The sequence below is a fragment of the Anoxybacillus sp. FSL W8-1294 genome (assembly GCF_037965005.1).
Taxonomy (GTDB): domain Bacteria; phylum Bacillota; class Bacilli; order Bacillales; family Anoxybacillaceae; genus Anoxybacillus; species Anoxybacillus flavithermus_G.
Window position 1 is genome coordinate 499,772 of sequence record NZ_CP150179.1, and the last position, 22,729, is coordinate 522,500.

Annotated in this window: 25 protein-coding genes (1 of these 25 only partly in view); 13 read left to right on the plus strand and 12 right to left on the minus strand. The window is 41.2% G+C overall.

Features of this window, described 5'->3' with window-relative positions; translation table 11 throughout:
* Positions 1 to 36: 36 nt before the first annotated feature.
* Positions 37 to 1,566 (plus strand): methyl-accepting chemotaxis protein, encoded by a 1,530-nt coding sequence (locus NSQ23_RS02685; RefSeq protein ID WP_339172748.1) that lies wholly within the window; start codon positions 37 to 39, stop codon positions 1,564 to 1,566.
* A gap of 110 nt (positions 1,567 to 1,676) precedes the next feature.
* Here the strand turns inward: NSQ23_RS02685 and NSQ23_RS02690 are convergent, their stop codons facing one another.
* The 4 genes from NSQ23_RS02690 to NSQ23_RS02705 all read right to left on the minus strand — a co-directional run bounded on the left by NSQ23_RS02690 (position 1,677) and on the right by NSQ23_RS02705 (position 4,764).
* Positions 1,677 to 1,805, minus strand: coding sequence for a YfhE family protein (locus NSQ23_RS02690; RefSeq protein ID WP_081253673.1), 129 nt, complete (start codon positions 1,803 to 1,805; stop codon positions 1,677 to 1,679).
* A gap of 94 nt (positions 1,806 to 1,899) precedes the next feature.
* On the minus strand, positions 1,900 to 2,457 hold the full coding sequence (locus NSQ23_RS02695) for a GNAT family N-acetyltransferase (RefSeq protein WP_339172750.1): 558 nt from the start codon (positions 2,455 to 2,457) through the stop codon (positions 1,900 to 1,902).
* A 232-nt stretch (positions 2,458 to 2,689) separates the two neighbouring features.
* Entirely contained in the window at positions 2,690 to 3,817 is a 1,128-nt protein-coding gene (locus tag NSQ23_RS02700; protein WP_339172751.1) for an amidohydrolase, read from the minus strand.
* Between the two features lie 38 nt (positions 3,818 to 3,855).
* The gene (locus tag NSQ23_RS02705) at positions 3,856 to 4,764 is read right to left on the minus strand and encodes a TIGR01777 family oxidoreductase (protein ID WP_064221136.1); all 909 of its coding nucleotides are present in this window, start codon (positions 4,762 to 4,764) and stop codon (positions 3,856 to 3,858) included.
* A 68-nt stretch (positions 4,765 to 4,832) separates the two neighbouring features.
* Here NSQ23_RS02705 and recX point away from each other — a divergent pair, with 68 nt between their 5' ends.
* A complete protein-coding gene (recX, locus tag NSQ23_RS02710) occupies positions 4,833 to 5,633 on the plus strand; it encodes a recombination regulator RecX (protein WP_339172753.1) in 801 nt (266 codons plus the stop codon).
* A gap of 353 nt (positions 5,634 to 5,986) precedes the next feature.
* Positions 5,987 to 6,307, plus strand: coding sequence for a YfhH family protein (locus NSQ23_RS02715; protein ID WP_339172755.1), 321 nt, complete (start codon positions 5,987 to 5,989; stop codon positions 6,305 to 6,307).
* A 23-nt stretch (positions 6,308 to 6,330) separates the two neighbouring features.
* Here the strand turns inward: NSQ23_RS02715 and NSQ23_RS02720 are convergent, their stop codons facing one another.
* The 3 genes from NSQ23_RS02720 to NSQ23_RS02730 all read right to left on the minus strand — a co-directional run bounded on the left by NSQ23_RS02720 (position 6,331) and on the right by NSQ23_RS02730 (position 7,733).
* Positions 6,331 to 6,495 (minus strand): YpzG family protein, encoded by a 165-nt coding sequence (locus NSQ23_RS02720; protein ID WP_081253675.1) that lies wholly within the window; start codon positions 6,493 to 6,495, stop codon positions 6,331 to 6,333.
* 1 nt (position 6,496) lies between these two features.
* Positions 6,497 to 6,664, minus strand: coding sequence for a small, acid-soluble spore protein K (locus tag NSQ23_RS02725; protein WP_004888903.1), 168 nt, complete (start codon positions 6,662 to 6,664; stop codon positions 6,497 to 6,499).
* 91 nt (positions 6,665 to 6,755) lie between these two features.
* Positions 6,756 to 7,733, minus strand: a complete 978-nt coding sequence (locus NSQ23_RS02730; RefSeq protein WP_339172759.1) for a metal-dependent hydrolase — start codon at positions 7,731 to 7,733, stop codon at positions 6,756 to 6,758.
* A gap of 55 nt (positions 7,734 to 7,788) precedes the next feature.
* Between NSQ23_RS02730 and mutY the strand changes: the two genes are divergently transcribed.
* Positions 7,789 to 8,877 (plus strand): A/G-specific adenine glycosylase, encoded by a 1,089-nt coding sequence (gene mutY, locus NSQ23_RS02735; RefSeq protein WP_339172761.1) that lies wholly within the window; start codon positions 7,789 to 7,791, stop codon positions 8,875 to 8,877.
* A gap of 12 nt (positions 8,878 to 8,889) precedes the next feature.
* On the opposite strand, the gene NSQ23_RS02740 is transcribed toward mutY, so the two are convergent.
* Positions 8,890 to 9,114: a cytosolic protein gene (locus tag NSQ23_RS02740; protein WP_339174247.1), complete on the minus strand. Its 225-nt coding sequence runs from the start codon at positions 9,112 to 9,114 to the stop codon at positions 8,890 to 8,892.
* Between the two features lie 504 nt (positions 9,115 to 9,618).
* On the opposite strand from NSQ23_RS02740, the gene NSQ23_RS02745 reads away from it, so the two are divergent.
* Together NSQ23_RS02745 and NSQ23_RS02750 are read left to right on the plus strand one after the other, a co-directional pair.
* On the plus strand, positions 9,619 to 9,768 hold the full coding sequence (locus NSQ23_RS02745) for a gamma-type small acid-soluble spore protein (protein WP_339172763.1): 150 nt from the start codon (positions 9,619 to 9,621) through the stop codon (positions 9,766 to 9,768).
* A 99-nt stretch (positions 9,769 to 9,867) separates the two neighbouring features.
* Positions 9,868 to 10,398: a DUF402 domain-containing protein gene (locus tag NSQ23_RS02750; RefSeq protein ID WP_339172765.1), complete on the plus strand. Its 531-nt coding sequence runs from the start codon at positions 9,868 to 9,870 to the stop codon at positions 10,396 to 10,398.
* A gap of 114 nt (positions 10,399 to 10,512) precedes the next feature.
* Here NSQ23_RS02750 and NSQ23_RS02755 read toward each other — a convergent pair whose 3' ends face one another.
* The 3 genes from NSQ23_RS02755 to NSQ23_RS02765 form a co-directional block, all read right to left on the minus strand.
* Positions 10,513 to 11,586 (minus strand): aromatic acid exporter family protein, encoded by a 1,074-nt coding sequence (locus NSQ23_RS02755; RefSeq protein ID WP_004888909.1) that lies wholly within the window; start codon positions 11,584 to 11,586, stop codon positions 10,513 to 10,515.
* A gap of 137 nt (positions 11,587 to 11,723) precedes the next feature.
* On the minus strand, positions 11,724 to 16,196 hold the full coding sequence (locus tag NSQ23_RS02760) for a glutamate synthase-related protein (RefSeq protein WP_339172767.1): 4,473 nt from the start codon (positions 16,194 to 16,196) through the stop codon (positions 11,724 to 11,726).
* A 262-nt stretch (positions 16,197 to 16,458) separates the two neighbouring features.
* Positions 16,459 to 17,754 carry a glutamate-1-semialdehyde 2,1-aminomutase gene (locus tag NSQ23_RS02765; protein WP_035018424.1) on the minus strand — a complete coding sequence of 432 codons (1,296 nt, stop codon included), beginning with the start codon at positions 17,752 to 17,754 and terminating at the stop codon, positions 16,459 to 16,461.
* A gap of 133 nt (positions 17,755 to 17,887) precedes the next feature.
* Between NSQ23_RS02765 and NSQ23_RS02770 the strand changes: the two genes are divergently transcribed.
* From NSQ23_RS02770 to perR, 6 genes are all read left to right on the plus strand, one after another.
* The gene (locus NSQ23_RS02770; protein WP_064214532.1) at positions 17,888 to 18,883 is read left to right on the plus strand and encodes an ATP-binding cassette domain-containing protein; all 996 of its coding nucleotides are present in this window, start codon (positions 17,888 to 17,890) and stop codon (positions 18,881 to 18,883) included.
* On the plus strand, positions 18,876 to 19,667 hold the full coding sequence (locus NSQ23_RS02775) for an ABC-2 family transporter protein (protein ID WP_006322070.1): 792 nt from the start codon (positions 18,876 to 18,878) through the stop codon (positions 19,665 to 19,667). The genes NSQ23_RS02770 and NSQ23_RS02775 overlap by 8 nt, the downstream gene beginning before the upstream one ends.
* Positions 19,668 to 19,671: 4 nt before the next feature.
* Positions 19,672 to 20,457: an ABC-2 family transporter protein gene (locus NSQ23_RS02780; RefSeq protein WP_004888914.1), complete on the plus strand. Its 786-nt coding sequence runs from the start codon at positions 19,672 to 19,674 to the stop codon at positions 20,455 to 20,457.
* A 45-nt stretch (positions 20,458 to 20,502) separates the two neighbouring features.
* On the plus strand, positions 20,503 to 20,901 hold the full coding sequence (locus NSQ23_RS02785) for a potassium channel family protein (RefSeq protein WP_041637782.1): 399 nt from the start codon (positions 20,503 to 20,505) through the stop codon (positions 20,899 to 20,901).
* Between the two features lie 12 nt (positions 20,902 to 20,913).
* On the plus strand, positions 20,914 to 21,375 hold the full coding sequence (bcp, locus tag NSQ23_RS02790) for a thioredoxin-dependent thiol peroxidase (RefSeq protein ID WP_077429385.1): 462 nt from the start codon (positions 20,914 to 20,916) through the stop codon (positions 21,373 to 21,375).
* Positions 21,376 to 21,558: 183 nt separating this feature from the next.
* A complete protein-coding gene (gene perR, locus NSQ23_RS02795) occupies positions 21,559 to 22,002 on the plus strand; it encodes a peroxide-responsive transcriptional repressor PerR (protein WP_004888917.1) in 444 nt (147 codons plus the stop codon).
* 23 nt (positions 22,003 to 22,025) lie between these two features.
* Here the strand turns inward: perR and NSQ23_RS02800 are convergent, their stop codons facing one another.
* Entirely contained in the window at positions 22,026 to 22,388 is a 363-nt protein-coding gene (locus NSQ23_RS02800; protein WP_004888918.1) for a YgzB family protein, read from the minus strand.
* Positions 22,389 to 22,509: 121 nt separating this feature from the next.
* Between NSQ23_RS02800 and NSQ23_RS02805 the strand changes: the two genes are divergently transcribed.
* On the plus strand, positions 22,510 to 22,729 hold the beginning of the coding sequence (locus NSQ23_RS02805; RefSeq protein ID WP_339172772.1) for a nucleotidyltransferase-like protein. 671 nt of this gene lie beyond the right edge of the window; 220 of the gene's 891 nt are visible here — the first part of the coding sequence; it begins with the start codon at positions 22,510 to 22,512; the stop codon falls past the right edge of the window.

Sequence of the window (22,729 nt, forward strand, 5' to 3'; positions counted from 1 at the left end):
AGCCGTGGGTTTGAACAAATAAATATTGTTACAAGTATGCAAAATGCAGCGTTGCGCGAACAAATTGCTGTAGAGGAATATTTAATTAACGGAAAACCTGAAAGTTTAAATGCATTTGAACAAGCAGCGAGCGAATTTGCGGATAATCAAGAAAAAATGACATCATTACAGTTAGAGAGCAAAACAAAGGAAGCGGTTGATCGGTTAGTAAAAGCAGAGCAAGACTATCGTGATATTGCGAAACAGGTAGTGGAGTTCAAAAAGCAAGGTCAAATGGCTGAAATTTCACGCCTCATGAAAGAGCGAGGAAATGCCATTGCGTTAGAAGTAACTGAAGCGGGTGAGCAAGCGCGGGCAGCACTAGAAAAACATTTACAGCAAATGAGCGCGATGTTGTCACAACAAGCAAAAGATATGAAATACATGACGCTTATTACAATTGGTATCGCCTTTTTTGTGAGTATGGCAATTGCGCTTTATATTAGCGAAAAAATCGCAAGACCAGTGAAACAAATTTCCGATCATGCTGAAAAAATTGCACACGGTGATTTGTCGGTTGATGATATTCATGTGACAAATCAAGATGAAATTGGTGATTTGGCGAAGTCGTTTAATCGAATGGCTCACAATTTAAAACAGCTTATTCAACAAGTAAGCGCAGCGACAGAGCATGTGTCTGCTTCGGCACAAGAACTTATGGCAAGCGCTGAGCAGGCAAGCACAGCAACGGAAGAAGTAACGACAGCCATTCAAGAAGTAGCTCAAGGGGCAGAAATGCAAGGAAAACATGCAGAAGAGAGCGTGCAGGCTATTAGTGAGATGGCAGCAGGAATTGAGCGGATGGCTCAAACAGCTACCGTTGTAGCGAACTCTGCGGCAGAGACGACGAAGCAAGCGACTGTCGGACAGCAGTATTTACAAAAAGTCGTTGTACAAATGAATACAATTAACCAATCAACAAATGAAACGAATGCAGTGATTAAAGAGCTAAACGAAAAATCAGCACAAATCGGGAAAATTGTTGATGTCATCGTCGGTATTGCTGAACAAACAAATTTATTGGCGCTTAACGCAGCCATTGAAGCAGCGCGCGCAGGAGAGCATGGCAAAGGATTTGCGGTTGTGGCGGACGAAGTGCGTAAATTGGCGGAACAATCACGCGAATCGGCCAATCAAATTGCCCTGTTAATCGAAATGATTCAACAAAATACAGGCCATGTCGTCAGCATTGTTGAAAAAGGAACAGAAGAAGTGAAACAAGGAACAAAATTCGTGGGAGAGGCAGGAACATTTTTTGCACAAATTTTACGTTCGATTGAACAAGTGAATGAACAAATTCAAGAGCTATCAGCGGTTTCAGAACAAATGTCGGCTGGTGTCCATCAAGTGCATGCGTCCATGGATGAAGTATCGTCGATTGCGAAACGTTTCGTTGAACGGACGGCTGAAATTTCTGCTTCCTCTGAAGAACAACTCGCTTCTAGTGAAGAAATCATGTCCGCAGCTACATCGTTAGCTGAAATGGCCGAGAAATTAAGAAGTGAAGTGGCGAAGTTTAGAGTGTAGTACGAGTTACGAGGTTAGGAAAGAAGGTGTCCCGACATTCGGACACCTTCTTCGTCTCATTTCGCTACTAGCATGTGACGAATAGCGAAAAAAATGAATGGAGAATGTTGTTAATGGCGTGCGTGCTTGGCGGTGAATCCTCCAGCTTGATCGGCACGCTTAAAATCGCGGGCATAGGTCACTTCTTGTGCTCTCGAGAGCGTACTTTTTGTTTTCCCACGTTTCTTTTTGTCAGACATATGTATCCCTCGCTTTTTTCAAATGTAGCGTTAACATTATGAACAGAAAAATAAAAAATTATCCAAATAAAAAAACCTGTTCGCACAGAACAGGTTACGCTTCTTTTAATTGTTGTTCATCATCAGCTTTTTGTTGGCGCATCGCATATAACGTATAGTTGTCCTTTGAAATTTCATATAAGTTATATATGTCTTCACCTTGATTAATTTCTTCCCATAATCGCTTTCTCGTTTCATTAGCAAGGGTGACGTAAGGAAGTTTTTCAGCAGCTTTTGTGGAGCGGACGTTGACTTTGCGAATGCGCATGAAGATCGTGTTGATGGAACGTTCATAAAACAGTTCGTTAAAGAAGGCGTCTTTGGCAAGTTGGTTGTATCCTTTCCCATGATACGGTTTTCCGAGCCATGTGCCTAAAAAGCCAGCACCATCTTCAATATCAAATAAGTTAATCGTTCCAATCGGATTGCCCCACTCATCTAAAATGGTGCGCGAAATGAGTTCACCGCGTTCTTCGGCTTCGATTGTTTGTTTCGTAATAAATAAAAACTCCTCGTATGAATATGCTTTATGGCGCACGAAAGGGAAGACATCCGGGTGCACCATAAGCTCGTATAACGCTTGACAATCTTGCAGTTCACGTTTTTTAAGCATCGTATCTCCCTCCATTCACGAGGGCAGTCGACCATAGGGAACGAGCCACCCTCGAAATTTTTTAATTTATGCAAATCAAAAAATTTCGGGGTGGGAATCGAACCCACTAGAACCAGCGCACTGCTGGTGGCGCACCATTTGCCTTCCCTTACTATCGCATACATATATAGTTTTTTGTACATAACCTTTTATATCATACTTGAAATGATGTAAAAAATAAATAGTTTTTTTATTAATTTTTTTTGTATATTATTTCTCCATTAATCATCGTGAATATAGGGGTTGCTAAGTAGTGAAACGGATGGTAATTCCAAACGACGATGTCAGCATCTTTGCCCACTTCTATGCTGCCGACTCGGTCGTCCACTCCCAAATTTCGCGCTGGTAAAATGGTAATGCCTTCGAGCGCTTTTTGTTCATCAAGTCCTTCGCGTACAGCGATCGCCGCGCAAATGTGTAAATATTGAATCGGTGTGTAAGGATGGTCTGTCGTGATCGAAACATGAACGCCGGCATCAGATAAAATTTTATACGTTTTCCAACTTTTGTTTTTCAATTCTACTTTCGATCGACGTGTTAGTGTTGGTCCGACAGAAACTTGTAAATCTCGCCCTTGCAGTTCTTCAGCAATGAGATGCCCTTCGGTACAATGTTCGATGCGTAAGTCAAGCCCGAATTCATCAGCAAAACGAATGGCGGATAAAATATCATCAGCACGATGGGCGTGGACACGAATCGGGATGTCGCGATTTAACGCCTGAATGATAGGGATCGTACGAAAATCGTGCGGCCAATCGCTATATTTGGCGTTATAAAACGTCTCGCGAAGCATCCCCATAATGCCCATACGTGTAAGTGATTCTTTATTTCCTTGACTGTGCATTCGTTTTGGGTTTTCTCCAAGGGCGAGTTTTAGACCTGCGGTTTCTTTCACAATCATTTTTGAGACGTTTTTTCCGTACGTTTTAATGACTGCCGTCGTTCCTCCGATGACATTTGCACTTCCTGGCATAATGTGTACCGTTGTAATCCCATGTTCGATTGCATCGCGAAAACCTGGATCGAGTGGATATACGCTATCAATGGCACGCACATGCGGCGTCATCGTTTCAATCGTTTCGTTCGCGTCGTTGCCCGCCCATCCCGTTCCTTCGTCATATAAACCAAGGTGTGTATGAACGTCGATAAAACCTGGAAAGACGTATTTTCCTGAGACATCAATAACTTCTGATTGTTCATATACAGGAAGGTCATAGCCTATCTCCTTAATTTTTCCATTTTCAATACGTACATCAGCCCCCTTCATCGGTGGGAAAGTGATTGGGTATATCGTACCGTACTTTAGTAATATATCTTTCATAGCAAGCTCCCTTATTTCTTTTTCTATTATTGTATTCGTTACGATTGTAGTATGTTCGCTAGCGCTCGATCAATAGTTGGAAAAGAAAAACGGTAGCCAGCTTGCAGTAGTTTTTCTGGGATGACGCGTTGTCCTTCCAACACGAGCATGCTCATTTCTCCTAACAGCAATTGTAACGCGAATGATGGGACGGGTAGCCAGTGTGGGCGATGTAATATGTTTGCGACTGTTTTTCCGAACTGCTTCATTGTTACAGGTTGTGGGGCGGTGACGTTGACCGGACCCGATATATTTCCATTTCGAATCGCAAAATCCACTACACCGACGACATCGTCGATATGCACCCACGACATCCATTGTTGGCCGCTTCCAATTGTTCCGCCAATCAACCATTTGTACGGAAGCACGATGCGTGGCAGGGCGCCACCATGTTTCCCTAAAATAATGCCAAAGCGCATGAATACTGTGCGGACGCCGAGTGATTCGATACGTTGTCCAGCCTCTTCCCATTTCTTCACTGTTTCAGCCAAAAAGTCTGTTCCGACTTTGTTGTGACGCTCGGTAAATGTTTCGTGTAGTGATGTCCCGTAAATGCCGATTGCGCTCGCTTGAATGACGACGCTTGGCTTGTTCGGCATTTGTGCGATGAGCTCGTATATCGCTTCTGTCGCTTGTAACCGACTTTCGACAATTGTTCGTTTTCTCGCGTCGTTCCAACGACCGCTATTAATTGATTCTCCAGCTAAGTTAATGACGACATCGATATAAGGAAGTTGTTCAAGAGGATTTGCTTCGTTCGTTAGCCATTGTACATAATGAATATAACGATGGTGTTCCTGCTTTTGGGCATTTCGCGTTAATATATACATATGATAACCTTTTTGAGCAAAGTACGCCGTTAACGCTTGACCGACAAAACCAGTTCCTCCAGCTATTAAAATATTCATTTTTTTCCCTCCTTTCCTTCATTATGCGTTGTTTTTAGGAAAAAAGAAAGAAAAGGTGTGTTCAACATATGTGGATTGAAAAAATTGAAGTAGATCGAAAAAATGCTGAACGTTTTTACGTTCATCTCGTTAAGGAAAGTGGCGATAAACAAATCGTTTCCGTTGATCAAGATGTCCTCATTGAATATCGAATGAGAAAAGGAATGATGTTGACAGCGGCCCAATGCGAGGAGATGATGAAAAAAGATCATGAAAAACAAGCGTATAAGATGGCGCTTCGTTTTTTAGCTTACCGTATGCGCTCGAAACAAGAAGTTGTTGACTATTTGAAAAAAAGGGACATAGATGTTCGGACGATTGAACAAGTGATTGCAAAGCTACAACAGGAACGATATATAGACGATGAGCAATTTGCACATGCGTACGTGCAAACGCAAGTAAATACGACAATGAAAGGACCTTATGTGATTTATAAAGAGCTAATGGATAAAGGGATAAGTGAAGATATGATCGCACAAGCGATGGAACGCTATACAGAGGATATGCAACGAGACAAAGCGATCAAGTGGGTGGAAAAAATAAATAAGCAATCGAAAAAACGGTCGCATCAAGAACAAAAAGCATACATTGCACAACTGTTGCATATGAAAGGTTTTCCTTCACATATTGTTGAAATGGCAAAACAGCATATGATTGCAGATGATGGAGCGGAATGGGAAGCGCTCGTATATTACGGGGAAAAAGCACATCGCCGTTACGAAAAATATGATCGTTACACGTACGAACAAAAAATAAAACAGGCGTTATATCGAAAAGGTTTTTCGCTCTCACTCATTGAGAAGTTTTTAGAACAAAAAAAGGAGGAGTAACTCCTCCTACTCAATGACGATTTCTGGCTGTCGCTTATATTCATTTATAATCGTTTCTGCTATACGTTTTGGTGAACGAAGACGGGAGCGATCTTGAATATGGTCGGAATCGTCCCAAAACGGTGTATTTATATTTATAACAATAAGGAAGACGTATACATAAGCAGTTGTCAAGATTAAACGTTGTTGCGACAGTTTCCGTTGTCGGCCTAGTTCGTAAAAAAGGAACGATTATACCGATGCTTTATTGTGTATCGACGGATGGAATATTTATCCTTATATCCATCTATGTATTTTAGCTTCGCTTTATGATACGATGAGGGTGAGTTAGTCATAAAGTTGGAGTGGGGAGAATGGAACAAAAACGATATAGTGAAATGAGTGAATGGGAATTAAAACAAGAGATCGCCACATTAACTGAAAAAGCACGAAAAGCAGAACAAATGGGCATGGTAAACGAATACGCGGTGTACGAAAGAAAAATGGCTGTGGCGAAGTCGTATTTGTTAAATCCCGATAACTTTCAACCAGGAGAGTTTTACGAAATTGAAGGAGACCCACAGTCACTATTTAAACTTCAGTATGTGAACGGTGTATTCGCATGGGGATATCGCTTGAATGACCCAGATACAGAAGTAGCGTTACCTATTTCATTGTTAAAGAAAAGAGGTTGACACGAGCGTCAACCTCTTTTTCATCATGCTTTTCGCTTACTTACCTCAGAATGTAAAATCATTAAACTTTGTGATTGTTGTGTTTCACCGTTTACTTGGGCATGAGCGTGTTTCGGGTTTGCCCATGGTTTCAGGAAAGGATCGGAATAACGGTTATCATAAAATTTTTTGCGCCAATGTTTGCCCATTTTATTCCTCCTCGATGTCGCCACGTTGACTTGACGCATGCATTCGCTCTTGAGGGTGCGTATTAATTGTTCCGTTTGCACGTTTTGATGCGTATTCCGCTTTTGCGCGTGGCTCACCTTCTAATTTTTCGTTGTTTTGATTCGGAAAGCCTCGTTCTTTATTGCCCACTGTTAGTCCCCCCAGACGTGATGTCGTGCTCTTGAAGCACACGTATAGTATTCATCAATAGACGGTGATTTATGAACACCGCCCGTTTACTTTAGCCTGGAATAAGTTCTAGTTTTTTACGCAATTTCTTCTCGTTAAAAATCCATCCTGTATAGGAGCTAACAATATTTAAGTCGCGATCAAGCTGCACGACCGCAACAAATGGATAATAATCTTTGCTTCGGTAACGCAAATCAATAAAACGCACTTCATAATGGTCGTCATACTCATGAACTTCCCAGCGATATACAGGTGAAAACGACAAAAATGCCGCTAAATTTTCATCTTGTTTTGCTTTTTCAATGACAGGAATGTTTGGAATAGGGCATTTTTCGAACATGTCGAGCACGTTAATCGCCCCCCTTTGCGAGCGAGCAACGTAAAAGTGGGTTGATGTTGTCATAGCTAAATGCCATTCATTCCATTTTATTGTCGGTACGGTAATAATTTGTTCGACATCCGAAAACATTTGTTTGATCTTGCGTTTTATTGCTTGTTGTTGACGAAAGCGGATGATATAGTAACCAATGAGCACAACGTACACAGCGAGAAACGTATACCCAGCATGGTGCCCGTTCAGCCATAGGATGACACCAGCTAAGTGAATGATAAAAATGAACGGGTCGAATGTATTGATGATACCGAGGGCAATCCATTTTTTTGAAAAAGGACGTAATGCTTGCGTGCCATACGAATTAAAAATATCGACAAACACATGAAAACTGACAGCGATAAACGTCCAAAGCGCGATGTGAAAAAACGATGCACCATACACGTAAAAAAGGGCAACGCTAATGAGCAGCGTCCAAACAAATAACGCGGGGATGGAATGGGTGATGCCGCGATGGTTGCGAATATATTTGGCGTTATTTTTTAATTTTAAAACAGTGTCGATATCAGGTGCTTGCGAGCCGATGATCGTGCCGATGAGCACCGCGTGAGCTAGCGTCGGATCGTTCGCAATCGTTGGATCGAGCGTCGCTAATCCACCTAATGCAAATCCCATTAAAACGTGTGTACCAGTATCCAAATAAAAGGCCTCCTTTTTCCGATTGGACTTACTTTTAGTTTACCACCATGGAGGAATGAACGTGAAAGAAAATGTACAACAAATATTGGACCATTTTCATATTGAGCAATTTCAGCACGATTTAATTCAGTGGTTTCAAGCGGAGAAACGTGATTTACCATGGCGTAAAGAAAAAGATCCATACAAAATATGGGTATCAGAAGTCATGCTGCAACAAACGCGTGTCGATACGGTCATCCCTTACTTTTATCAGTTTATTGAAAAGTTCCCGACTTTAGACGCGTTAGCTGACGCAGAGGAAGAAGAAGTGTTAAAGGTATGGGAAGGGCTCGGATATTACTCCCGTATTCGCCATTTACATGCAGCTGTAAAAGAAGTAAAAGAAAAGTATGGTGGACGTGTGCCAGCGTCTAAGGAACAATTTTCTTCATTAAAGGGCGTTGGACCATATACAACGGGTGCGGTATTAAGCATTGCTTACGATATTCCTGAGCCTGCGGTAGATGGAAATGTGATGCGAGTATTATCGCGTATTTTTTATATTACAGACGACATTGCGAAAGGAAGCACAAGAAAAAAGTTCGAACAAATTGTATCCCATATTATTTCACATACCAATCCGTCTGATTTTAATCAAGCGTTAATGGAACTTGGTGCACTCATATGTACGCCGAAAAATCCGAGTTGTTTATTATGCCCCGTTCAACGACATTGTCGTGCGTTTGCTGAAGGGGTAGAAAAGCAGCTGCCAGTAAAAACGAAAGCGAAAGCACCGAAGCATGTTGCCTTCCGTGCCATTGTGCTCGTCAATGAAGACGGAAACATATTAATTGAAAAACGACCAAGTAGCGGATTGCTTGCGAATTTATGGCAATTTCCAAATGACGAACATGCTCCGACATCGAATGAACAAGCATTTATAAAAGAAATAAGCGAACGATATCATGTCGTGCTTCGTTCAATACAACGAATCGGTACATTCGAACACGTATTTTCCCATATCGTGTGGCATATTGAAGCATATAAAGGAAACGCGCTTGAATTACAAATCGATGACGAGACGAATAAATGGGTCACAGTCGATGAACTAAACCAATATGCGTTCCCGGTCATATACCAAAAAATATGGCAAGCATACGAGTAAAGGCATATGCCTTTACTCGTAAAATACTCGTGTTCCATTTGTATATGTTGCTTCGTTTCGTTGTAAACCGCCTCTTGCTTCAATTTCTTCGATCATTTCACGATGTAACGTTTGTCCCTCTGCATTCAAATATGGAGTGACTTGTTGGAAGACATGGTGAAAAAATGCTAACTCGCTATCTTTCCACTTTTGTTTCGGAATCATTTGAAGGGCTGCCAAGTCGCGTCCAACATACATTTTTCTCACCTCTTTATGTAGTGTAGAAAGCGAAATAAAAATTATTCATACGGATATTTTTTAAGTAGATGACGCAAAGTAATAAGCGTGGAGGTGAGTATCGTCAACTACCCCCACTTAGCTAACGCTTGAAGTGAGGGCTTGCAACTCCCCAGAAGTGCAAACGGATTTCGTCCTCCTTCCTTGACTTGGGGTTGCATCAGGGGCAGGTTGACGACTACCCAACGACGCAGGTCATGCCTGCATCGTTACCGATTCTCTCGGTGTGTCTGTTGGCAGTACTTGGCTTCCACACACAACAGACGGACCTACGCTCGATGTTTTACGGTTACAACGTTTCCTGTAACCAACTCCATACATCGAGTAGCAGTTATTGGAGTGCCTTTATTGAACGGTTTTCTCCACGTCTTTATTATATCATACACAAAAGAAAGGGGGAACGCGCATTCCTCTCCCACTTACTCTCTTTGGTCGTTGAAGTGGGAGTCTCCTGCGCGAAATAGGATGAAACCAAACAAAACAGCAGCAGGAACAAACATTCAACATGTGAAACAACAAAATGCTGGTCAATATGGAACAGAGTTTTCTGCTGAAACAGATGTTCAACACGTGAAGCAACAAAATGCAAAATCAGAAGCAAAGAAAAATCAATAATGGGCAAAGGGCATCGGTTTTCGTCCGATGCCCTTTTTCTTCCTCGCTGATTAACGTTATAATAGAAGAAAAAGCGTCGAATGAAAGTAGGGAATGTGTATGGAGTATCCACAGACAGGGGCGATCATTCAAATTCATAGTTATAAACATGATGGGCATATTCATCGGGCATGGAAAGAGACAGTTGTGTTGAAGGGAAGCGAAGAAGAAATCATTGGCGGCAATGATCGCACACTTGTGACGGAAGCTGATGGAAGAACATGGGTGACACGCGAGCCGGCCATTTGTTTTTTTTATGAGAAGCATTGGTTTAACATTATTGCGATGATTCGGTCAGAAGGTGTGTATTACTATTGCAACATGAGCTCTCCTTACGTTTGGGATGGAGAAGCGTTGAAATATATTGATTATGACTTGGATATTAAAGTATTTCCAAACGGTCAGTACGATATATTAGATCGTGATGAATATGAACGACATCGCGACGAAATGAACTATCCTGAAATTATTGATAAGATTTTAAAAAATAACATTCAAAAATTAATTCAATGGATTAAAGAAAAAAAGGGACCGTTTGCTCCTGAAGTGGTAGAACATTGGTATAAAAAGTTTATTATGTATGGAAAGTAAAAGGTACATACTTTATTTTAAAACAGCGGTTTCTTGCTTGTGGCTAGTGTTTCCAGAGTGTCTACGGAAGGGAAAGCTAAAAAAGATGTCCCGTTTCTTTGGCGGGACATCTTTTTATTCTTGTTCAGGAGTAGGCACGACATGTTCTTCTTTATGATAATGATGGAAACTTTCGATCAGTGTGTCTAAATGTTCAAGTTGGTGACTATATTCAATAATCGCTCCGATCAGAGGAAATAGTTGATAATTTTCTTGTTCGACGCTTTGTTCAACATAATGGTTTAAAAACGAGCGAATTAATCCTTTTTTTCCAGAACACGCTTCCGTTGCAAATTGTGATTGTGGATCAGATTTTGCTTTCCCGATAAACTTCAGCAATATTTGGTCGTGGTAATTTAATAAACAATCGAGTTCGTTTTTTATTGCATCTTGAAGTTCAGCAGGTGTATGCGACAGCTCGTTTTCTAAACGATGCAGTAGCTTTAACGTCTCTAAGGCGCGGTTTGTTGCAACAATCATTTGTCGATACAGGACAAGTTTGCGCGACTTACTATATTTATGTTTACGGAAATACGTTCGTTCTTCTTTGTAGAGTAAATAAAGTTGGTCAAGTTTCATCATGTTCTCTTTAAACTTTTCAATATCTTCCTTCAACAGATGGTGCTCAGATGCATGGCGAATATTCATGCGAATCCATTTTAAAATTTGTTCTGTATATTCGACAATTTTCGTATATAGTTTTTTCTCGTATTTCGGTGGAAGGAACACTAAATTCACGACAAACGCGGACAACACACCTAACATAATCGTAGAAAAGCGAATAAGCGCAAATTCAATAAAGTGTTCCCCCGTATATTCCATAATTGCGATGACCGTTACAAGCGCGACAGAAATGGAAGATTCTAAACGAAGACGAAGAAATAACGCAATAACTAAAATGGCAGTTAATCCGATAATAAACGGATCGTGTCCGAAAATAAGTGTAAAAACAATCGCAAAAACCGCACCGATGACATTTGCTTGCACTTGTTCAATTAAGGACAAGTATGAACGGTAAATGGTCGGTTGCATCGCAAATACAGCAGAAATGCCAGCAAATACAGGGGAAGGTAACTGCAACAATTTTGCTAAAACTAATGCAAATGTAATCGCAATCCCGGTTTTAAAGACGCGGGCTCCAAGTCTCATCGTCGCTCAAATTCCTTTCTTTTTTATCATCTTGTTAGAACAACAAAAAAATATACATGTTTTTTATCAGTATATCAAGAAAAAAGGAAAAAAATTAAAAGAACTGCCTCATTTTTTTGAAGCAGTTCTTTTTATATTTATTCTGTTGACACCGATGGATCTGCTTGCTCTTTTTTCGGGATGACTTGGAAAAAGTGTTGTTCCGGTTGTTGCAACAACGGTTGAAGCATTGCTGCTTCGTCGTGCTGTTCGTGTTCGATAAGCAAATCAACATATGTGCGAAGCAGTTCTGTCACGTCCGCTTTTCCTTTCTCGTTAAGCGGTTGAATCGTAACGTTCGCTCCTTTGGCGATGCGACGTTCAAGAGCTGTTTTCGTTAATCCCATTTCTGGCTGATGACGCAAATAAACGACACCGCCTGTCATTCCTGCACAAATCCATGGCCCTGGATCGCCGAGAACGAGCCCGCGTCCGTTTGTCATATATTCAAAGGCAAAACCTTTAATGTTGGCGTTGACACCGATATTGCCATGTTCTACTTCAGGAATTGGTTTTGTCACTTGACCGCCGATAATCATATCCGCCCCTGATAGGCGAATGCCTGCGCGTGCATCAGCATTTCCTTGCACGACTAATAGTCCTTTTTGGGCACCGTAGCCAAATCCTTTTCCGACTGATCCGTTGTAAAACTTTCCGTCTTTTCCTTTTGCTTTGAAGATGAAGATGCCGCCACCAAACGATGTTTTTCCGACGCCATCTTGTGCTCCGCCATCGACGTGAATATGAATGCCCGTGACGTTATACGCACCGAGTCCATTGCCAGGTACAGAGCCGTCTTTATATCGTAGAGAAATATTTGGCAATTTTTTGTACGATCCGTCTAATCGACCACGTACCCGATGGCATGCAACACGGCTACCGAGCACACGCTGTTCAGCTGTGACAGTTGAAAATTCACGTGAGCGGTGCAAGTCTTCAACTTGGTAATCTAAATATTCCGCACCAACTGCAACGGCAAGCTTTCCTTCTTCTGATGTTGCTGCTACTTCTTTTTGATACCATTGACCGATCTCCAATGGTTTTAATAACGTCGCTAAATTTATCCGATCGCGTCCGCGTGTTTGTTCAAGTAAGTCAGAGCGACCGACAAGTTGTTGTAAGTTTGTATAACCGAGCGATGCGGTGAGCGCTTTAAGTTCTTCACCGAACGCGGTAAAGAAACGAACTAAGTTTTGTACGGCTTGCTCGAATTGTCTTGGAACGAAGCGACGCAAACCGTGTTCTTTTGCTTGTGCTTCTGATTCAATTTGCGTAGCGATTCCGACATGGCACGTATCTAAATGACAACCACGGCATGTCGTACATCCGATGGCAATCATCGCTAACGTTCCGAAACCGACGCGATTGGCGCCGAGAAGCATAACTTTAATCACGTCCATCGCGCTTTTAATGCCGCCGTCTGCCCAAATTTCCACTTGATGGCGTAATCCGGCTTCTAAAAGGGCGTTATGTGCCGCTTTGACGCCAATTTCTACAGGTAAGCCAACGTGTTGAATGGCATGAATGCGTGCTGCTCCTGTGCCTCCGTCAAAACCGCTTAGCGTAATAATGTCAGCGCCAGCTTTTGCGATGCCGACCGCAATCGTGCCGATATTAGGGACGACAGGCACTTTGACAGCCACTTTTGCTTGGTCATTTGCTGTTTTTAATTCAGCAATCATTTGCGCTAAGTCTTCGATTGAATAAATGTCATGGTTGTTTGACGGTGAAATTAAGTCAGAGCCGATCGTTGCATTTCGCGCTTCAGCAATTTTAGCTGTTACTTTTGAACCAGGTAAATGACCACCTTCGCCCGGTTTTGCCCCTTGCCCAATTTTAATTTCAAGCAAATTGGATGAATTAAGTAGTTCAGCATTAACGCCAAATCGACCAGAGGCGACTTGTTGCCCGCGCGTGCGTGGATATTTACCGAGCATATCTTTAATTTCGCCACCTTCACCGTTTAAGCTAATCATGTTGAGGCGATTTGCTGCTTCGGCATATGCACGAAAGGCAATTTCATTTTGTGAACCGAATGACATCGAAGCAATGACAAACGGCAAGCTATGTTCACCAACTGAAATGTCGACGTGTTCTTTTTTTGCAGGGACGTCTGCTTGTTTTAAGTCTGTTAAATGGCGAATGGCTGTTGGTGTCCCCGTTTCGATTTCTGTCAATTTGTCACGATAGCTGTCGTATGAGCCGGTTTGAGCTACTTCGCCAATTGCCTTCCAAATACGTGGGAATACGTGAAACGTTTTTCGTAACTTTGCTTGCTCTGATTCAAAATCTTTAGCTCGTGCAATCGCATCTTGTTTTAATGTGTCAAAATTTTGGATAAGTGTGTGCGAGCCGAAAAAGTTAACGATATTTAGTACAGCTGCGATTTCGTCATGCAATCCAATGGACGAAAATAGTCGGCTATATCCGCGCAATTCATGAATCCCGATCGTTGAGATGACTTTTTCGAGCCCTTTATTTAACGCTTGATATAAATGAATTGCTGGACGAGTTGACGTGTCAGCTACTGTCGCAAACATTAAATATGGGCTAATGACGTTCGCGCCGAGTCCGTAAGCGACGATCAAGTCGTGAAGTGAGCGAATCGCACCGGAGCGAAGTAAGAGAGAACAATGTCTTCTTATCCCCGCTTTTGTTAATGCTTGATCGATGGCTGATATGACAAGGAGCGGATCAATCCATAAATGCCCACTTTGATGCGCTTTTACATCGTCAATAATAAGTAATGTTTTCCCATTTGCGACAGCTTCACATGCTTCTTTGCCTAAGCGATTAAGCGCCATCGGGATCGTTTCGTGCTCAACGAACGTCGCTGATATAAAGTACGCTAATTGTTTTTCTTCAAATGCATGAACGAGTTGATCATATGATGGCTGTTGCAATGTTTCGGCACATTCGTTTCCGAGCTTTCCTTCAATTAAAATAGGTGAAAGAAGTTCAACTGTGTACGGATGTTCTTCATGTGAAACAATGCTTGGCCGCTTTCCGACAACCACGCGCGTCGAAAAATGTTCTGTTTCGCGGTCGCGGTCAATAGCAGGGTTGGTGACAACCGCCACACTTTCTTTTATGAAATCAGCAATGTTTTTTCGTTCAGGATCGATCGCTGCAAGCGGAGCATCGTGACCGAGGGAGCGAATCGGTTCAGCACCTTTTTCCGCCATTTGTTCGAGCAATTGAATATGTTCGCGATCCCAACCGAATGCAGCGTACTGTCCATTATGCACTTTTGTTGGTTGAGCAACGAGCACATAAGGTTTGAATGTCGGCGTTTGTAGACGTTGGCGCATATTTTCAATATTTAAACGCTTTCGAATACGATTGTATACTTCTTGTTGATAATCTGCGTATTCATAAACACGAATCGTTCCGTCCGCTTGCCATTTTAAGCCGATTTTTTCCCCTGGGGCGAGCGGTTTTGGTTCTCCTGTGTATTCGCACGTTGGAATAATGCCTGGCTCAGATGCGAATACGTAACGATGCTCGGTCTCAACTTTCCAAAGTGGGCGCAATCCGAGCGCATCAACGCTAAATACCGCTTCATCAGCATGGCGCGAAATGATTCCGGCAGGACCTTGAGCAAAATGTCCCCAAGCTTCGCGAATGTAAGTATATAAATCTTGTAAATGATCTGGATAGTTTTTGATTTCGTTTACGATGGGAGGGAATAAAAAGTCCATCGCTTCAAATAGTGTATAACCATCTCGATAAATGAGCGTTTCCATCGTACGGCTTAAATCTTGCGAATCGCTTCCGCCGTTTGTCAATGGGACACCGATCATTGTTGCTTCTTCACGTAGTTTGGCAATCGTGTTAATTTCACCGTTATGACCTAGGACGCTGAACGGTTGAACGCGGAAAAAGTTTGATAATGTATTTGTTGAATAGCGATTATGGCCAAGTGTCATCGTAGATGCGACAAGCGGACTCGCTAAGTCATGATAATATTTTGGTAAAATATCACCAGCACCCATGACTTTATAAATCGCGTGATGATTGCTTAACGAAGCGACATGAATATGTTCATCTTTTTCGATCTCAATTGTTAATTCAAATAATGTTTGAGATAATGTTTTTTGTTGATGATTTGGTAAAAGAGCAACTTGCCAAAATACTGGTTCTTCGCGTAAAGCAATTGGACCGAGCGCTGAAGAAGATGTAACGCGGTCAGATTCAAAAATGAGCGTCAATTGGGACTGAGCAAATAATTGGCGCATACGTGCTTTTTTTTCTTCCACGTTCGTTGTTCGTGTAATAAATATATGGCCAACGATAAAATCGTCGCGGTCAACGAGTTGAGGATTAAGTTGGGCAACAGCCAATTTTTCTTTCCAAAGTGCTTTTGGAATGTCGATGTGGATGCCGACGCCATCTCCTTCTCCGTTGATAAATCCTGCGCGATGATTCATTGTGACGAGGGCGTTAATACATGTTGTAATGTTTTCTCTTGTCGGGATGCGTCGTTTTTCAACCGCAGCGACAATTCCACACGCGTCGTGCTCATGTTTGTAAAAATGTTGAAATGAAGCTGGATTCCACCGTTGTTTCATAGCATGCGGCTTGCAAGCGACTATCATTCGCTTCTCGCCTTCGCCACCTCCTACAAAAAACTTTTTTTAAAAAATAAAATTTTCTAAATTTTATAGTCTATATTAACACGACCATGATAGAAAATCAATTATTTATTCATGTTTTTGGATATGATATTCAGTTTATGTAACAAAAAGTTCATGAAATTTGTAAGCGTTTTCATTGATTTTGAGCGTAAAAAACGAGGTGAAAACATACGTATCACCTCGTTATTTTGTATATTTATTCATTTTTTAAGGATTTAAATGCGTGTTCTACTGCTCTAATTGTATATTCAATGTCTTCTTCTGTATGGGCTAATGTAATGAACCATGCTTCATATTTCGAAGGAGCAAGATTAATCCCTTGATGAAGCATAAGCTTGAAAAATTTAGCAAACATTTCTCCATCTGTTCGTTCGGCTTGTTCATAGTTTTCTACTTTTTCTGTTGAAAAGTATACGGTGAGTGCTCCTTTTAGACGGTTAATCGTCACAGGAATATCGTATGTTTTCGCATGTGTTAAAATGCCAGCCTCTAACATCGCGCCGAGATGATCGAGATGTTCGTACACGCCTTCTTGTTGTAATACTTCTAAACAAGCAATACCAGCTAAAATGGAAGCGGGATTTCCCGCCATCGTTCCGGCTTGGTAAGCAGGGCCGAGTGGGGCTACTTGTTCCATAATCTCTTTTCTACCGCCATACGCACCAATTGGTAATCCGCCACCAATAATTTTTCCGAGTGCGGTTAAGTCTGGTTCGATGCCGAGCAAGTTTTGAGCGCCACCATACATAAAACGAAAAGCTGTAATGACTTCATCGTAAATGACGAGCGCTCCGACCGCGTGAGCAATATCGTTAATTGCTTGTAAAAAGCCTGGTTTTGGTTCAACGATACCGAAGTTACCAACGATAGGCTCGACAAGAACGGCTGCTACTTCATTTCCCCAACGATCCATAGCTTGTTTAAACGCATCGACATCATTAAAAGGAACAGTAATCACTTCTTGTGCAATGCTTTTTGGTACCCCTGCTGAATCAGGTGTACCTAATGTGGATGGTCCAGAACCAGCCGCAACAAGAACGAGATCGGAATGGCCGTGATAACAACCTGCAAATTTCACGATTTTATCACGACCTGTGTATGCGCGTGCGACGCGAATTGTTGTCATGACCGCTTCTGTTCCCGAATTGACGAAACGCACCTTTTCGAGGGAAGGGATCGCTTCTTTTAACATTTTCGCGAACGTAATTTCATACGGTGTTGGTGTCCCATATAAAACACCGTTTTCAGCTGCGTGTTGAATTGCTTTTGTAATGTGCGGATGAGCATGTCCAGTAATAATAGGGCCATAAGCAGCTAAATAGTCGATATATTTGTTTCCATCTACATCCCAAAAATATGCCCCTTGTGCTCTTTCCATAACGACAGGAGCACCGCCTCCAACCGCTTTATATGAACGAGAAGGACTGTTGACGCCACCAACGATATGTTCGAGCGCTTCTTGATATAATTGTTCAGACTTCGTAAAATTCACGCGAAGCCTCCTCCTTTTATGTAAAATTTCTTTCATGGTGTTTATTTTATCACATTTATTTGAGCACACCATTTGTTGAGTTTCAACATTTTCGTTACACTAGTGAATAGTGATTTCATAAGGGGTGAGGAACATGTATGCGATTGAAGTAGAAAAACTACGGAAAGAATTTAAATCTTACTCTAGTCGGTCTGGTTTAGCAGGAGCGTTTCGTGATTTGTTCACGAGAAACTATAAAATCATTCGTGCTGTCGACGATATTTCATTTGCTGTCAAACAGGGCGAAACGGTTGGATACATTGGAGAAAACGGAGCAGGTAAATCGACGACAATCAAAATGTTAACAGGAATTTTAACGCCGACATCTGGACGAGTTGTTGTGAATGGGATGAATCCACATAAAGAGCGGGAACGTTTCGTGCAGACGATCGGCGTTGTGTTTGGTCAGCGATCGCAATTATGGTGGGATATTGCGGTGCAAGAGTCATTCCGGTTGTTAAAAAAAGTATACCGCGTTTCTGACCAAGACTATAACGAACATATGGATCATGTCATTGAAACGTTAGATATTGGTCCGTTACTTGATAAGCCGGTGCGCAAGTTATCGCTTGGTCAACGAATGCGCTGTGAATTGGCTGCTGCCCTTATTCATAATCCGCCACTTTTATTTTTAGATGAGCCAACAATTGGTTTAGATGTGCTTGTGAAGTTAAAAATTCGTCAGTTTTTAAAAGAAATTAACGAAAAATACAACACGACGATTTTATTAACGACGCATGATATGACAGATATTGAAGCGCTTTGCGAACGCGTTATTATGCTTGATGAAGGGAAAATCATTTATGATGGGTCATTGCAACATTTAAAACAAAACTGGGGAGAAGGAAAACAGATTCACTTCCAATTTCGAGATCTTGTTTCAAAAGAAGAGCTGACATCGCTCGTTCATGTTACATGGGAACAAGGGGAAGACCGATACAGCTGGATTGCGCATGTTCGCGCGAATGATATGGCACATGTGATCGGAAAAGTTGTTTCTTCCTATGAGTTAAAAGATATTCACATTCGTGAAGTTTCAACGGAAGAAATTATTCGCAACATTTATGAAGAAGGGATTCATCATGGCTAAATATATTGAAATGATTCGTATGCGTTTTTTAATGATGTTAGCTTATCGAACGAATTATTATAGCGGCATTTTTATTTATAGCATCAATATTGGTGCGTATTATTTTTTGTGGTCTGCCATTTATGGAGGGCAATCGTCTATTCAAGGGATGACAGTAGAACAAATGACGACGTATGTGGCGATCGCATGGATGGCAAGAGCGTTTTATTTTAATAACATTGATCGTGAAATTGCGATGGAAATTCGTGATGGTAAAGTGGCGATTGAACTGATTCGTCCGTACAACTATTTAGTCATGAAAACGATGCAAGGGCTTGGAGAAGGAATTTTTCGCTTACTTTTCTTCTCGCTTCCGGGCATGGTTATCGTTACATTCGTTTTTTCGCTTCAATTTACAACGAATGTTCATACGTGGGGTTACTTCGCTTTATCGACAACGCTTAGCTTTATTATTAACTCGCAGCTCAATTTATTAGCAGGGATGGTCACATTTTTTACGTTAAACGGGGAGGGATTACTTCGGGCTAAACGTTTCATCATTGATTTATTTTCGGGGCTCATTTTGCCGATTAGTTTTTATCCCGAGTGGGCGCAACATGTGATGCACTACTTGCCTTTTCAAGCGATTAGTTACATCCCAAGTATGATTTTTACGGAAAGCTTCACAGGGGATGCTGCGATCAGAGGAATGATGTTTCAAGCTGTTTGGTGTGTCGTACTGATCGTTCCGATTTATTTGCTATGGAAAGCAGCCAAACGAAAACTTATCATTCAAGGGGGGTGAACATATGTTTTATATGTCTATTTTCTTCCAATATATGAGCCAATATATTAAGACAAAGTTGCAATATCGAACGGATTTGGTTGTTGAGTTTTTGTCTGATCTGATGTTTCAAGGGGTAAATTTAATTTTTATTCTTGTTGTATTTGGGCATACGCAATTATTAAACGGTTGGACGCGCGATGAAATTATTTTTATTTACGGTTTCTTTTTAATTCCTTTCGCTTTATTTGCTTCATTTTTTAACATTTGGGATTTTAATGAACGATATATTGTGCGCGGAGAGATGGATCGAGTGTTAACTCGACCTGTGCATAGTTTATTTCAAATTGTACTTGAACGAATGGAACTCGAGTCGCTCCTTGGAGGCATTACCGGTTTCATTGTCATGGGGTATGCTGCGTCTCGATTGGATATAACGTTTCATTGGTATGATGCGATTTTGTTTGTGTTGTTCGTGCTAGGAGGAACGTTTGTTTACGCAGGCATTTTTATTTCGTTAGCAAGTATCAGTTTTTGGTCTGATGCGCGCAGTTCAATTATGCCGATGATGTATAACATAGGAAACTATGGGAGATATCCGGTTGATATTTATAATCGTATTATTCGCTACATTTTGACATGGATTTTACCGTTTGCGTTTGTCGGCGTGTATCCGTCGGCGTATTTTTTGCGTAAAACGGAATGGTATATGTATTCATTTTTAACACCGGTGATGGGCATTGTATGTTTTACGTTATCGTTGCTGCTATGGAATGCGGGCGTCAAACGTTATCGTGGTGCCGGGAATTAAATAAAACATCCCCTCGTATTATATAAAGGAACAGGAGGGGATGTTGTGACGTATGTGTGGATTGGCATGATCGTTTTTGTTATATGTATGAGTTTTATTTCGTTTTGGCAAACGAAACGTTCTGTTATTTCAGTGAAAAATTTTATTGCCATTTTATTTGTTTATTCAACGACAATGATCGGTTTTGCACTCGTGTATACAATTTTGCATATAAATGGACATGTTGTTATGATGGAAAATGGGGAGAATATAAACGCTTCTAACTTTTTTCAATATGTCGAAACGAGTTTATATTTTAGTGCAGTTACATTACTTTCGGTCGGCTACGGGGATATTGTACCGATTGGAATTGGTCGGTGGATTGCGATGGTCGAAGCGCTACTCGGCTACGCACTACCCGCCGCTTTTGTTGTCCGAACGGTGATAGATGCAGAAAGAAGATAAGGGGAGAGAATCATGAAAGCACCTGATTTTACATTGCCAGCAAGTAATGGGGAAAACGTCACGCTGTCACAATTTCGCGGGAAGTACATCGTATTATATTTTTACCCGAAAGACATGACGCCGGGATGTACGACAGAGGCTTGTGAGTTTCGTGATCAATACGAAGTATTTACGGAACTTGGGGCGGTTGTCATCGGAATCAGCCCTGATTCCATTGAACGACATAAAAAGTTTATTGAAAAGCATCGCTTACCGTTTTTACTTCTTGCCGACGAAAAGCAAGACGTAGCGAAGTTGTATAATGTGTGGAAGTTAAAGAAAAATTTTGGGAAAGAGTATATGGGGATTGAGCGTTCGACATTTTTAATCGACCCAGATGGTCAAATTATAAAAGAATGGAGAAAAGTGAAAGTAAATGGGCATGTTGAAGAGGTGCTAAACGCTTTAAAACAGGCGATTAGCTCAAACAAATAATGAAATCGTTGCGTACGATATAGTAGAGCACACACCTCCTCAAAGACGTATGTGGCGATTCTGTGTAGAGTCGTCCTTTTTTCTTTCCGGAAAATACAATTGACAAAAGGTTTTATTTTTTTGTACACTATTTATAAAAATTATAAAGTAATAATTATAATTTTTATAAATGAAAGTGGGGGCATGACGGTGACGCACGCACATCAATTAAAAGAAGCGCTTCATGCGTTGAAAGAAACCGGCGTCCGTATTACACCGCAACGTCATGCGATACTCGAATATTTGATTCAGTCAATGTCCCATCCAACAGCGGATGAAATTTATAAAGCTTTGGAAGGAAAATTTCCAAATATGAGTGTCGCAACTGTGTACAATAATTTGCGCGTGTTTAAGGAAGTCGGTCTCGTTAAAGAGTTAACGTATGGTGACGCATCTAGTCGTTTCGATTTTGTTACGACACATCACTATCATGTTATTTGCGAAACATGTGGGAAAATTGTCGATTTCCATTACCCGGGCTTAGATGAAGTAGAAGATTTAGCGGCACATGTGACAGGTTTTAAAGTGAGTCATCATCGGATGGAGATTTACGGAACTTGCCCGGATTGTCAAAAGGGACATCATTAAAAAAGCTGGTAGCATCGATGCTATCAGCTTTTTTTGTCCCTTACTTTCCGATTATATTTTTCATCAAACTCTTTCCCTTCGAGCGTTGGGTCAAGGGTGAGTGGTTCGTTGCAATACATACATACATCGACTCGACCTAGCATTTTTGTTACTTTGTTACATGAAGGGCAAACGACTTGTACCGTCTTTGTCGACAACATACCAATCCAAAAATAAACGACTGTACTTGCGATAATAAACAACAGTCCTAAAATCATAAATAATGTCATAACAATCGGCGATGTACGAAAAAAAATGCCTCCATACATGACGAAAAATCCGATAAAAATTAAACTTAACGCAAACGTACGAATTTTGTTAATTTTGCTTGAATATTTTACACCCACATTTATCTCCTCCTACGCATAACTATATCATAAGTTTTGAATGATAAGCATTAACCAAGCAGGAGTTTTTTTAAAAATGTCGAATACGGTCAAACAATGTTGAAAAGTGGAGGATTCGATTATGGAAGATGTGTTACGCCCGATTTACCAAGAGCGAGCTAGTCAGTCACGCACTCTCGGTATTTTAATGGTTGAAAGAGGATCGGATTATTCTCCGGAGACGGATTTATTTGATGTTATCTTATTTGTTATCGTTCGAGAGGGAGAAGAAGCGGTTTTTATTAAACATTACGTGTTTGGTGAAAAAAGTGCATCATTGTACGTTGTAGATGAACATCGAG